Source organism: Flagellatimonas centrodinii (genome assembly GCF_016918765.2).
GTDB lineage: Bacteria > Pseudomonadota > Gammaproteobacteria > Nevskiales > Nevskiaceae > Polycyclovorans > Polycyclovorans centrodinii.
In genome coordinates this window covers 2,901,861-2,913,235 of record NZ_CP092104.1, presented here as the reverse complement: position 1 = coordinate 2,913,235, position 11,375 = coordinate 2,901,861, and the positions used below count along the sequence as shown (strand labels likewise).

Annotated in this window: 13 protein-coding genes and 1 pseudogene; 5 read left to right on the top strand and 9 right to left on the bottom strand. The window is 64.9% G+C overall.

The features are described 5' to 3' along the window. The first annotated feature begins 32 nt into the window (after positions 1 to 32). From JN531_RS14045 to JN531_RS14030, 4 genes and pseudogenes are all read left to right on the top strand, one after another. On the top strand, positions 33 to 2,288 hold the full coding sequence (locus JN531_RS14045; protein WP_228349485.1) for a CaiB/BaiF CoA transferase family protein: 2,256 nt from the start codon (positions 33 to 35) through the stop codon (positions 2,286 to 2,288). Positions 2,289 to 2,363: 75 nt separating this feature from the next. Beyond that, positions 2,364 to 3,092, top strand: a pseudogene (gene rluF / locus JN531_RS14040) (23S rRNA pseudouridine(2604) synthase RluF); the annotation flags it as partial. A 154-nt stretch (positions 3,093 to 3,246) separates the two neighbouring features. Continuing rightward, a complete protein-coding gene (locus tag JN531_RS14035) occupies positions 3,247 to 4,122 on the top strand; it encodes a DMT family transporter (RefSeq protein WP_228349484.1) in 876 nt (291 codons plus the stop codon). Positions 4,123 to 4,180: 58 nt separating this feature from the next. Next, entirely contained in the window at positions 4,181 to 4,537 is a 357-nt protein-coding gene (locus tag JN531_RS14030; RefSeq protein WP_228349483.1) for a Spx/MgsR family RNA polymerase-binding regulatory protein, read from the top strand. Positions 4,538 to 4,550: 13 nt separating this feature from the next. Here JN531_RS14030 and JN531_RS14025 read toward each other — a convergent pair whose 3' ends face one another. The 7 genes from JN531_RS14025 to JN531_RS13995 all read right to left on the bottom strand — a co-directional run bounded on the left by JN531_RS14025 (position 4,551) and on the right by JN531_RS13995 (position 8,536). Beyond that, positions 4,551 to 5,021 (bottom strand): GFA family protein, encoded by a 471-nt coding sequence (locus JN531_RS14025; protein ID WP_228349482.1) that lies wholly within the window; start codon positions 5,019 to 5,021, stop codon positions 4,551 to 4,553. Between the two features lie 67 nt (positions 5,022 to 5,088). After that, complete coding sequence (locus JN531_RS14020) at positions 5,089 to 5,550, bottom strand: DUF6010 family protein (protein WP_228349481.1); 462 nt, start codon at positions 5,548 to 5,550, stop codon at positions 5,089 to 5,091. Then, a complete protein-coding gene (locus JN531_RS14015; RefSeq protein ID WP_228349480.1) occupies positions 5,547 to 6,479 on the bottom strand; it encodes a haloalkane dehalogenase in 933 nt (310 codons plus the stop codon). The genes JN531_RS14020 and JN531_RS14015 overlap by 4 nt, the downstream gene beginning before the upstream one ends. 82 nt (positions 6,480 to 6,561) lie before the next feature. Beyond that, a complete protein-coding gene (locus JN531_RS14010; protein WP_228349479.1) occupies positions 6,562 to 7,032 on the bottom strand; it encodes a GNAT family N-acetyltransferase in 471 nt (156 codons plus the stop codon). After that, positions 7,013 to 7,441 (bottom strand): hypothetical protein, encoded by a 429-nt coding sequence (locus JN531_RS14005; RefSeq protein ID WP_228349478.1) that lies wholly within the window; start codon positions 7,439 to 7,441, stop codon positions 7,013 to 7,015. Before JN531_RS14005 ends, JN531_RS14010 begins: the two co-directional genes overlap by 20 nt. Positions 7,442 to 7,452: 11 nt before the next feature. Next, positions 7,453 to 7,962, bottom strand: coding sequence for a styrene oxide isomerase (locus tag JN531_RS14000; protein ID WP_228349477.1), 510 nt, complete (start codon positions 7,960 to 7,962; stop codon positions 7,453 to 7,455). A 154-nt stretch (positions 7,963 to 8,116) separates the two neighbouring features. Then, the gene (locus JN531_RS13995) at positions 8,117 to 8,536 is read right to left on the bottom strand and encodes a MerR family transcriptional regulator (RefSeq protein ID WP_228349476.1); all 420 of its coding nucleotides are present in this window, start codon (positions 8,534 to 8,536) and stop codon (positions 8,117 to 8,119) included. 47 nt (positions 8,537 to 8,583) lie between these two features. Here JN531_RS13995 and JN531_RS13990 point away from each other — a divergent pair, with 47 nt between their 5' ends. Continuing rightward, the gene (locus JN531_RS13990) at positions 8,584 to 9,321 is read left to right on the top strand and encodes a glutaredoxin family protein (RefSeq protein ID WP_228349475.1); all 738 of its coding nucleotides are present in this window, start codon (positions 8,584 to 8,586) and stop codon (positions 9,319 to 9,321) included. A gap of 36 nt (positions 9,322 to 9,357) precedes the next feature. Here JN531_RS13990 and JN531_RS13985 read toward each other — a convergent pair whose 3' ends face one another. Both JN531_RS13985 and JN531_RS13980 read right to left on the bottom strand, forming a co-directional pair. Continuing rightward, the gene (locus JN531_RS13985) at positions 9,358 to 10,467 is read right to left on the bottom strand and encodes a hypothetical protein (protein WP_228349474.1); all 1,110 of its coding nucleotides are present in this window, start codon (positions 10,465 to 10,467) and stop codon (positions 9,358 to 9,360) included. A gap of 15 nt (positions 10,468 to 10,482) precedes the next feature. Beyond that, entirely contained in the window at positions 10,483 to 11,346 is an 864-nt protein-coding gene (locus tag JN531_RS13980) for an SDR family oxidoreductase (RefSeq protein ID WP_228349473.1), read from the bottom strand. Between the last annotated feature and the right edge of the window lie 29 nt (positions 11,347 to 11,375).

Sequence of the window (11,375 nt, the reverse complement as noted above, 5' to 3'; positions counted from 1 at the left end):
ACCCCAAGCCAAGACCACAGCGGGGATGACACGTGTTTTCAGGTTTGCGGGTTCTGGAGTTGCAGCAGCATCTCGCGGGCGCCCTCTGCGGGCGTCTGTTCGCCGGCTGGGGTGCGGAGGTCCGTACCATCGCCCCACGCACCCCCGGACCCGAGCCGCTGACCGCGGCGGAAGCGTTGTGGGCGGATGCCGGCAAGCGCCCCGCAATGCTGGAGGATCTTGCAGCCGAATGTGCTGCCGCCGATGTCATCATCGATGGTTGGGCGCCGGGCGCGCTGGCAGCCGCCGGCATTGACACCACCACCCTGCCCACCAGAGGCCGACGTCCGGTGGTCTGCCACATCACGCCCTTCGGCCAGCACGGCCCCTGGCAGGACTTTCAGGTCAGCGAAATCACCCTGTACGCGCTCGCGGGACTTATGAACAGCACGGGGCACCCCGACCGTGCCCCACTCAACGCGCGCCCCCCGCTGGTCAGCATCAGTGGCGGCCTCTATGGCTTCATCGCCATCGCCATGGCGCTGCATCGTCGCCACCGCGACGGCCGCGGCGAGGCCATCGACCTGTCGCTGCAGGAAGCGGCCATGCAGAACATCGAGATCATTCTCGCCGAGTACGCCCACCACGGGCGGGTCGCACGCCGCAACGGTGATCGTCATGCGATGGTGCCGTGGCGTACCTATCCCTGCCGCGACGGCGAGGCGGCGATCATCGGCGGGCCGATCCGCAACTGGATGAAGATCGCCCCCCGCTTTGGTGAAGCCGAGTTGCTTACCCCGCCCCTCAGCACCGCCGCCGGGCGAATTGAGCACCGCGACCGGTTCGAAGCCCTGATCCGCCCCTGGCTGGCCAGCCAGACCCGAGAGGATCTGTTCCATCTGGGCCAAGCCAATGGCCTGGCCTGGGCGCACGTGGCTACCTTGCCGGAGGTGCTTCGTGACCCCCAGCATGCCGCCCGCGATTTCTTCACCCCGCTACACGCTGCCGACGGCAGTCGCCGCGTCGTACCTGGGGCGCCCTGGCGAGGACGGCACCTGCGCTGGGACGCGCCCAAACCGGGCGGAATAACCCAGCCACCGCCACCGCCCGAGACCGATGGAAATGCCGAGCCCACCTCGGCACTGGCGGGCCGCCGAGTGCTCGACTTCACGCACGACTGGGCCGGCCCACACGCGGCCAGGCTGCTGGCCGACTTTGGTGCCGAGGTGATCAAGATCGAGTTCCCCGGACGGCTTGATGGCATGCGCGGCGCCTATCCAGAGCGCGTCAACGGGTTCCCCCGCTTTTGGCAGCTGCACCGCAACAAGCAGTCGCTCACGCTCGACCTCAAGCAGCCGGATGACCGCGCCCTCTGCCATCAGCTGGTTCGCGACACCGATGTGGTGCTGGAGAACGGTCGTCCCGGCGTCATGGCCCGGCTCGGCATGGACTACGACACGCTGCGCGGACTCAAACCCGACATCATTCTGGTATCGATGTCGGCCTTTGGGGCGACCGGCCCCTATCAGGGCTATGCCGGCTATGGCGGCACGCTGGAGGCCATCTGCGGCGCCCAGTCGCTCACCGCGTATGCCGAGGGCGAGACACCGTTCCGGGTTCGCGAAATGGACGTGATCAACGGGATCTTTGGCGCCTCAGCGGTCATGAGCGCGCTGCTGCAACGTGACCAGACGGGTGAAGGTGAACACGTCGACCTGTCCGAGAACGAAACCTCGGTCTGGACGCTGGGCGCGATACTGGCCGGCCTGCCCGACACCGACACCCAGCCTGCCGCACTCGGCAACCGGCATCCGCACCACGCGCCCCAGGGCTGTTATCCCTGTGAGGGCGACGATCGATGGCTGACCCTGTGCATTCGTGATGATGCGGAATGGGCCCGTCTGGCGACCAAGATCGGTCCGACTGCACAGCGGCCGGCGTGGGCCACTGTCGCCGGCCGACGCGCCGACCACGATGCCATCGATGCCGTCATCACCGACTGGACCCGGTCGCAGGACACCCTGGTACTGATGATGGACCTGCAATCAATCGATCTCGCTGCCGGCACCGTGATGAATGCAGCCGACCTGCACGCCAGCGCCCATCTCAAGGCCCGCGAATGGTTCCTGCCGGAGGGTCGGCTGACACTGCCGGGCTTTCCCTTCCACTTCCGTCAGGCGGGTGGCCGACTGCGCCATGGCGGTCCCGACCTGGGGGCCGACAATGCACGGTACTTCGCACGTCATCCCAAAGGTCTGCAGGCACAGCCCGACCTGTCGCCGGCACACCTCGGCACGGCCTACGTCTAGTCAGACGCCGATCAATTCCCAGGGCTTCGGCACCGACCTGTCGTATGCTGGCGCACCCCGACATCGCCGCCACCCATGCGTCTCAACAAGTTTGTCAGTGAGTCCGGCATCTGCTCGCGGCGGGTGGCCGATACCTGGATCACCGCCGGGCGGGTCACCGTCAATGGCGTCGTTGCCGGGCTCGGCACCCAGGTCGAAGCCGGCGACCAGGTCTGTGTCGATGGCAAGCCGGTCGGACCGAGCCGCAAGAACGTCTACATCGCGCTGAACAAGCCGGTGGGTATCACCTGTACCACCGAACGACACGTCAGCGGCAACATCGTCGACTTCATCAATCACCGGGAACGCATCTTCCCCATCGGCCGGCTCGACAAGGATTCCGAAGGCCTGATCCTGCTCACCAACAATGGCGATATCGTCAACCAGATCCTGCGTGCCGAGAACCGCCACGAGAAGGAATACATCGTCACCGTCGACCGGCCGATCACCGCAGCCTTCATCTCAGGGATGGCGGGCGGGGTCGCCATTCTCGATACCGTGACCCAGCCCTGCCGGGTAACCCGACTGGACCGCAACGTATTTCGCATCGTGCTCACCCAGGGGCTGAACCGTCAGATCCGCCGCATGTGCGAAGTCTTCGGCTACACCGTGCGGCGATTGCAGCGGGTGCGAATCGTCAATATTCGCCTCGACGGCCTGCGAGCTGGCCAATGGCGGGATCTGACCGAAAACGAGCTGAGGGTACTACTGGGTGCGCCGGACGACGCGGCGCCGATGCGACGGATCGGCGAGCAGCGCAAGGTCCTGAAGTTGCAGAAGGCGACTGCTCCGTCCGCGCCAACTGTCGCAACCCCGGAGCCGACAGGCCCCTGGGGAACGCCACGGCCGAAGCGTTGAAGATCGATACAAGCCGTGATCGCCTGTCCTCGAGTGCGACTCATCGGTAACATGCGAGCCCATGTCGCCTACCCCGCTCCATGATCCGCGCACCGATACCGGTGGCGGGCTGTTGTTCGTCGTGCTGTGGAGCAGCGGGTACATCGCCGTCGACTTTGCGCTGACGGGGGGCGGTGCCTTCACCCTCGCGGTGCTGCGATTCTTTGGCGCGGGACTGATCATCGGCCTGTGGCTGGCCCTGCGGCCCGCCGCACCCGCTCACCGGCGGGCACTGCTGCATGCGGCGATTGCCGGCGTGCTGCTGCAGGGCGGCTTCTTCGGCTTCACGTATGCGGGCATGCAAACCGGAGTGCCAGCCGCCGCGGCCGGGCTGATCGCCGGGCTGATGCCCCTGGTCACCGCACTCGGTGCCGCCCTGCTGCTGGGCGAGCGGCTCACCCGCTGGACCCTGCCCGGCCTGGCGCTGGGTCTGGCCGGTGTGTTGCTGGTGATCGGCCCGCAACTGACGGCGCCGGGGAGCCTGCTCGGCTACACCCTGATGGCTTGCGCGTTGTTGTCACTCAGCGGCGGTACGCTCTACCAGAAGCGGCACAACACTGCGATGGACGCCCGTCTGTCACTGCTGATGCAATTGCTGGCGTCGGGCGCGGTGCTGCTGCCGATTGCGCTGTGGGTCGAAGATCTACGCTACACGCCCGGCGTGGCCGCCGTGGGTGGCCTGTTGTGGATCATCCTGGTGAACGCCTGCGCCGGACTGCTGCTGTACCTGTGGCTGTTACGCCGCGGTGCCGCGGCACGGGTAGCCGGCGTGTTCTATCTGGTGCCGCCGGTCACCGCCGTGATGGCCGCGTTGGTGCTGGGAAATGATTTCGGCTGGCGCGAAACGGCCGGGTTCGGGTTGGCCGCCGCCGGGGTCTGGGTCGGCCTGCGACACTGAGACCCGAGCGCGCCGCGATGCGATACTGCGGCCCCGCCCGCAACCGGCTGCACGCTTCATGATCACCCTGTACGGCATCAAGAACTGCGACACTGTCAAACGCGCTCGCCAAGCATTGACCGATGCCGGCATCGACTTCCGATTTCACGATTTCAAAATCGATGGCCTGCCGGTCGCGCTGGCGCACCGCTGGGTCGCGCAGCTGGGCGTCGATACCGTGGTCAATCGCCAAGGCACTACCTGGCGCAAGCTTGATGAGGCCACCCGCAACCAGCTGACCGCCGACACCGCACCCGCCCTGCTGAACCGAGAACCCGCGCTGGTGAAGCGACCGGTGATCGATGCTGGAGGACAGCTCAGCGTTGGTTTCGCGCGCAAGGACGAAGCGGCGATTCTCGCCAGGCTCAGCACCTAGCTGGGGCACGTTCTCAGCGACGGCGCATCAGGGCGCCGATCAACATTCTTATCGAAACCAATTGGCTTTTCAGGTAACCACTGACCTTGGGCAGATCGTCGTTGATATCGGCCACCCGCCTGTTGTAGAACATATGCAGGCTGGGCTTCGGCACCTGCATCGGGTCGCGTAGATTGGCGGTCGGCACGAACACAAATTTCGGTAGCGGCCCCAGGTGCATGAACTCCACCGCCGGCTTTCCACACTCGCTGCACGTCCCGCGCTGCACCGCCGGTGGTGGCCGCAAGGTCTGGTAGTGCACGGTCCCTGGCGAGGGCATCGTCACGTCCCGCCCGCGAAAGACGGTGATGTCGGCATACGGCGCCTTGTTGAAGGCCTGGCACAGGGTGCAATGACAGAAAAGCCGCATCAAGGGCGTGCCTTCGACACGGAATCGGGTGCCATCACAACCACAGCCGGCATTGAATTCGTCAGCAGCTTGCATCGGTACGCACTCCGGGACGTGGACGTCCAATGGGCGGGTCAAAGGGATCCATCTTCGGGAATCATCATCACGTCGCCGTTCCCGCCACGTCGGCAGGCTGACGCGACCGAAGCCAGAAGTACACCGCTACGTAGCCGTCGTACCCGGCACAGACTGCGCCGTAGGCCAGCGGCACGAGGGTCACCGGGCGGCCACCGAAGGCATCAATGCCGAGATGGGCATGCAGCTCGTGCGCGAAGTCCCATCCCCCATGCAGGCCGTAGCCGACCACCAGCATCAGTGGAAAGCGCATACCCAACAGGCCCAGCAGCGAGAACCCGATGACAGCCGACATCTCCAATGGCCAGGCACCGTCAAGACCGAAGTGGCGCGTGAAGACCAAGTACAGCCCGGCAATCGGTATCAGCAGCACCCCGTACACCGGCGCTTCCAGACGCGGCGGCAGGAACTTCCGGGTGAGGACGAGTGAGCCCATGGCGGCCATCAGGCCAAGGCTGAAGTACACCAGCAGAATGATCGAAAGCGTCATTGGGCAACCCCATCTGGGCCGGCCTGCTGCACGGCATCGAAGTATCGCAGTGCCGCCTCGGCGATCGGCGCCCCCCATTCCTGAACGAAATGCCCAGCCTCGTCGATCACCATCATCGGACCGGCGCCGCGGATATCCGCATGCAGCTTCTCCATCACCGGCCGCCCCAGCACGGGATCGGCAGCCCCCAAGGCCATGAAGCAGGCGCCCTGCCAGTCATGGCGGAAGAAGTCGCGCGCCGTCCTCGAGATCGCCACACCTGGCATCGCCGGATCGGTCATCACCAGTTCCGGGAAACGACGCACGCCAGCCTTGAAGGTGATATCGGGGAACGGCGCGCCATACGCGTCCGCTTCGGCATCCGAGAGGACCGGCGTCGATCGCTTCATCAGCGCGGCCACATCGAGATCCGGTCGGCTGGCGACATAGGCCCGCCAGTCTACAAACCCGGGACCCGGGGCCTTGCCAACGGCCAGGGTAGTGTTCATCACGATCAGGCGGGAAAAGCGGTCGGGATATTCATGCGGCAGCGTCAGGCCGAGCAAGCCGCCCCAGTCCTGGCAGACCAGGGTGATGTTGCGCAGGTCAAGACGCTCGATGAAGGCCCTGAGGTAGTCGCGATGGAAGTCGAAGGTGTAGGTCGCATCATCTACCGGCTTGTCGGAACGACCGAAGCCGAGGAGGTCCGGCGCCACCACGCGCGCGCCCGCATCCAGAAACACCGGGATCATCTTCCGGTACAGATAACTCCAGGTGGGCTCGCCGTGCAGACATAAAAAGGTGTGCTCCGCGGTGCGCGGACCTTCATCCACATAATGCCCACGCAAGCCCGGATAGCCCGGCAGGTCATCGAGATACTGCGGCGTGTAGGGAAAGTCCGGCAGGTTCGCGAATGCGGCGTCCGGCGTGCGGACACTGGCGATGGTCATGGATGATCTTCCAACGATGAACGGAACTGCTTGTTAGCACACTGGCGGGTGTAACCGACATTCCCACCGACGATCACCTGGATCATCGGGGCGCAACCTCGCGGCGCAGCTTGACCATCTCCGGACCGGCCTCACCGAGTCTGCCGCGACGATAAATGACGAAGCCAAGGCCCTGATACAACGCCAATGCCGGATGGTTGCCGGCGCCGCAGATGACCGAAAACACGGCGCCGCCACCGCGCTGCACCGATTCGCCGACCAGGGCCGCGGCGACCCCCTGGCGTTGATGGGCCGCCGCCACGGCCAGGGCCACGATACTCAGTTGGCCCGGCTCGTTATCAGGGCCGATGCAGATCACCCCGATCAGTGCCCCATCGACTATGGCGCCGAGAAAGTACTGGGCGCCCTCGGCAACCGATTGCACCGTGGGAAATGTCGGCGGCGCCGGATCGCCCGGTAACAGCGCCTGTTCCTGGACGTTACCGCTGGCCAGTATCGGATGAATCGACCCGGCGACTTCGGGGTCGCGATGATCAATCGGCTCGATGGTCATCCGCCGGCACCATCATGCGCATGAGTACCGCCACCCCCAGACCCCAGGCGCCGTTGAGCAACAGGGCGCCGATGATGATGCGGGGGTCCCATCCCCCGGCCATGCCCAGCCCCTTCAGCGGAAACACCACGAACAGGGCCACCGCACTGGGCGCCAGTGCACCGATGATGACCGCGCGCCGCCAAAAGCGTGTGCCGATCGGCGGCGTCAGCCAGCGCCAGATGGCGACACCCCACACGCCCCCCCAGAACGCCAGCGACAACACCGCTGGCAAGCCAAGGGGCTCGGTCGGCGTCATCACGAAGGCCGGACGCGGCGATGCCCCCACTGCAAACAACAGGGCCAACAAGCCCTGATGAAACAACAAGGTGGCGAAGTATCCGGCGATGAAGGCTTTGAGATAGATCATGGCAGAGTCACTCAGGTTGTCTTGTTGCGAGCCGCCCGAACCGCATTGTTCAAAATGATGCCGGTGGCGATGGTGGCGCCCACCACCGCCGCATAAAACGCGCCATAGGACAGCAGATTGGGCCAGTCGCCCACCGGCTGCAGGCCGCGTTCCGGCGCGTAGACGGCGGCGACATAGCCCACCAGGTTGCCCCACAGCATGACGATGGCGCCGTAGTACACCCACTTGGCCTGCGTCACGCTGAAATGGAGTCGTGGGCTCAGCGCCACCATCAACATCACGTACATGGCGTTCATGATCGGCCCGGTGTGGGCGTTGCGCAGCAGCTCCTTCTGATCAGGCACCGCAATCTCGAAGCGCGGCAGCGGCAGGATGTGAAACACGTTGTCCGCAAGCGCGATCAACCAGGCAAAGCCGCCGAAGAAGCCCATGAACATCATGATGAAACAGTGGACCAACAGCCGGCCACTGATGCGATTTGAAAAGCCTTGTCCTGCGACAACCCAGGGTTCCTGGTACATCGTGCGCTCCTGATCATGACGGCGGGCACGGCAGGCCTGTATGAATCATCTCCCCTGCGCCTGACCGCGCCCCACCGATTATTTGTTGACGCTTGCCGGGGGGCGACGCGAAGTCTGACAGCCTCGACAGGCATTCACCACGGGGCCACCGTCTTCAGTTGCGATCGGACGGATGATCGAAGGCGTCGAGAATGGGACAAGAGCCACGATCGCCCGCGGCGCATTGCAACGCGAGCCGCTGCAGCGCATTTCGCGCCGCCTGCAGGGCCTCGATCCGCGCATCCAATGCGGCGATTCGGACATCGGCCATGTCGCGGACCCGGCGTCGGTCCTGGCTGGCATCCAGCGCCAGCAGCGTCCTGATCTCGTCCAGACTGAACCCTGCGCGCTGCGCATGTCTGATGAAGCGCAAGCGGCGCAGGTCGGTCTCGCCATAACGGCGGGAGCCGGCCCCCTTCGGCGGAATCGGCAGCAACATCTTGCGCTGATAGAAGCGGATGGTTTCCACGCCCACGGTAGCCGCCGCGGCCAACCCGCCGATGGTGTACCCGTTGCGGACTTGACTCCGTACCATGGTACGGACCTTAGAGTGACTGATCCGAAAGCTCAAGGAGACTTCCAATGACCCTCAAATCCGCCGACCTGTACCGAATGGTGATGCCGAAACACCAGTGCCCACATGGCCTAAAGGCGCTTCATCTGTTGCGGCAGGCGGGCTATGGGGTGAATGACCATCACTTGACCTCACGCGAGCAGACCGAAGCCTTCAAGGCCGAACATGGGGTGACGACCACGCCGCAGGTGTTCATCGACGGCCGACGCATCGGCGGCACCGACGACCTGCGCCGCCTGCTGGGGAAGCCGGTGCGCCGGCCCGATGCGCCCAGCTATCGCCCGATCATCGCCCTGTTCAGCCTCACCGCGTTGATGGCTCTGGCCGCCAGCACTTCGGCTTTCGGCGCCCCGTTCACGGTGCAGACGGCAGAGTGGTTCGTTGCTTTTTCCATGGTGGTGCTGGCCCTGCTCAAGTTGCAGAACGTGGAAACCTTTTCTTCCATGTTTCTCAACTATGACCTGCTGGCGAAGCGCTGGGTGCCCTACAGCTATCTCTATCCGGTGGCCGAGGGCGGCGCCGGCGTATTGATGGTGGCGGGCGCACTTAACTGGCTTTCAGTCCCGGTTGCATTGTTCATCGGCTGCGTCGGTGCGATCTCGGTGGTCAAGGCGGTCTATGTGGACCGGCGGGAACTCAAGTGCGCCTGTGTCGGCGGCAACAGCAACGTGCCACTGGGATTCGTCTCGCTCACCGAGAACCTGATGATGATCGCGATGGCCCTGTGGATGGCGCTAGACCATTAGGCCCCAGCGCCTTCCATCGGGTGGTGCGCCGTTCCCCTACCCGCCCAGAATCTCCGCGACTGCCGGCGAGGCATAGAAATCCGCCAGCTGCCGGCGAATGGTGGGCTCCAGCATCTTCTTCTTCGCCAGCAGCTTGATGACGGGCGGTGCGAAACGCATGCCTTCGTCGATCATCATGTCGGGCGTGATGCCGAGATCGTCCAGCAGGGTTGTCAGCGTTTCGCCGCCATACTGGCTATAGAAGCTGTCGATGCCGGCATCCAGCAGGGCGACGAAGTACTTGCTCTTGCGCAGGTCGCCCCAGTAGGCGTAGCCGAGCACGAAGAACTCTTCCAGATCGAGCTGGCGGATCTCGCGCTTGAAGTGGCCGACCGGTGCGTGCTTGAGGCCCTGCCAGATCTCCAGCGCCATGCCACGCAGCGTTCGGTTGTCGAGTCGCTTGATCAGGAGTTCGGCGCTCTGATGGGCGGTGGCTTCCACGGTGCGACTGATGTATCTGCGCAGGCCCTGCTCGACCGACTGCTCCAGATCCGGGCGGGCGCGGCTGAGCACACTCTTGCCCAGTTTCATCATCGAGCTCGCGCCGGGGATGCGCTGGGCGGCTTCGCTCTGGGTGGCGACATAGTCGCGGATGCCGTTATAGAGCAGGTCGGAGGCGAAGGCGGTGAAGATGGGGGTGCTGGCGATGCCCCGCACCAGGTCGCCGCGCAGGCTTTCCAGTTCCAGGCTTTTGTCGAGCATGTCGATAAAGTGGGCCTCCGGCAACACGTCGACCACTTTGGTCTTGTCATGCGCGGGACTGGCATAGAGCGCGTTGGCGACGTTGCTGACCAGCTCGGGGATGCCGCCCTTGAGGTCCAGGTCCACGGCATAGCGCTTGGCCACGCCACGCACCTGGGCGGCGCTCACGGCTTCTTTCAGCTTCAGCTTGGCGGCGTCCGCCAGGATCCGGTCCAGCTCGGCACGCATCCAGGCCTCAAGCGCCGCATCGTCCGTGAGCCGGTCTTGCCACCACGCCACATGCGCATCCAGCAGCGCCTGGGCCCTGGAGCCGGCGCCGCTTGCGACGGACGTGGCTTTGGCTTTCGGGGACGGGGCTTTCCGGGTGGTCGTGGTGGCTACGGGTTTCGGCTTGGCGGCGGGCATGTCGGTTCTCTTCCTTTATTTGACAGCTTTTGGCTTGAACGCGCGGTGGAAGCCGGTGTAGGGCTTCGAGCGATCATGGTCCTGCAGGGGGAAAGCCTTGGGGTTGAGGCCGGACCCGCCGTCGATCTTGACACAGGTTCCGGTGATGAAGGCGGCCCCCGGTGACAGCAGAAAGACGATGGCGGCGCTCACTTCAGCTTCTTCCGCCATGCGCTTGAGCGGGGCGATGCCGCTGAGCTTGGGGATGACCTCCTTGGCGAAGCTGGGATCGTAGTGGTCCATGCCGGAGCTGGCGACGTAGCCCGGCGCCACGGCGTTGACACGTACCCCGGCCACGCCCCATTCGATGGCGGCGGTCTCGGTGAAATTGAGCATGCCGGCGCGGGCCGCACCGGAGTGCCCCATGCCTGGCATGCCGCCCCACATGTCGGCCAGCATGTTGACGATGGCACCGCCGTTCTTCTTGAAGTGCTGGGTGTAGCACTCGCGCGCCATCAGGAAGCCGCCAGTGAGGTTGTTGGCCACCACCGCTTCCCAGCCCTTCTTGCCGATCATTTCCAGTGGCATCGGGTACTGGCCGCCGGCGTTGTTGACCAGGCCGTGAATGGCGCCGTGGTCGGCGAGCATCTGCTTCACCGCCGCTTTCACCGCGTCCTCGTCGCGGATATCGAAGCTGTAGTGCGCGGCCTTGCCGCCATCCTCGACAATCTCGGCGACCGTCGCCTCCAGCTTCTCCACCTTGCGACCGGTGATGAGCACGGTGGCGCCGAGGGCGGCCAGCTCGTGGGCGACACAGCGACCGATGCCGGACCCCCCACCGGTGATGACGATGACCCGGCCGTCGAACAGGCCGGGGGCAAATACGCTCTGGTAAGCCATGTTGTTTCCTTCAGAAATGACAAAGGCCG

Excerpts from the sequence above, each read along its gene's own strand:
- JN531_RS14035 (WP_228349484.1), top strand. The coding sequence starts at position 3,247 with ATGTCGCCTACCCCGCTCCATGATCCGCGCACCGATACCGGTGGCGGG.
- JN531_RS14030 (WP_228349483.1), top strand. The coding sequence starts at position 4,181 with ATGATCACCCTGTACGGCATCAAGAACTGCGACACTGTCAAACGCGCT.
- JN531_RS14025 (WP_228349482.1), bottom strand. The coding sequence starts at position 5,021 with ATGCAAGCTGCTGACGAATTCAATGCCGGCTGTGGTTGTGATGGCACC.
- JN531_RS14020 (WP_228349481.1), bottom strand. The coding sequence starts at position 5,550 with ATGACGCTTTCGATCATTCTGCTGGTGTACTTCAGCCTTGGCCTGATG.
- JN531_RS14015 (WP_228349480.1), bottom strand. The coding sequence starts at position 6,479 with ATGACCATCGCCAGTGTCCGCACGCCGGACGCCGCATTCGCGAACCTG.
- JN531_RS14010 (WP_228349479.1), bottom strand. The coding sequence starts at position 7,032 with ATGACCATCGAGCCGATTGATCATCGCGACCCCGAAGTCGCCGGGTCG.
- JN531_RS14005 (WP_228349478.1), bottom strand. The coding sequence starts at position 7,441 with ATGATCTATCTCAAAGCCTTCATCGCCGGATACTTCGCCACCTTGTTG.
- JN531_RS14000 (WP_228349477.1), bottom strand. The coding sequence starts at position 7,962 with ATGTACCAGGAACCCTGGGTTGTCGCAGGACAAGGCTTTTCAAATCGC.
- JN531_RS13995 (WP_228349476.1), bottom strand. The coding sequence starts at position 8,536 with ATGGTACGGAGTCAAGTCCGCAACGGGTACACCATCGGCGGGTTGGCC.
- JN531_RS13990 (WP_228349475.1), top strand. The coding sequence starts at position 8,584 with ATGACCCTCAAATCCGCCGACCTGTACCGAATGGTGATGCCGAAACAC.
- JN531_RS13985 (WP_228349474.1), bottom strand. The coding sequence starts at position 10,467 with ATGCCCGCCGCCAAGCCGAAACCCGTAGCCACCACGACCACCCGGAAA.
- JN531_RS13980 (WP_228349473.1), bottom strand. The coding sequence starts at position 11,346 with ATGGCTTACCAGAGCGTATTTGCCCCCGGCCTGTTCGACGGCCGGGTC.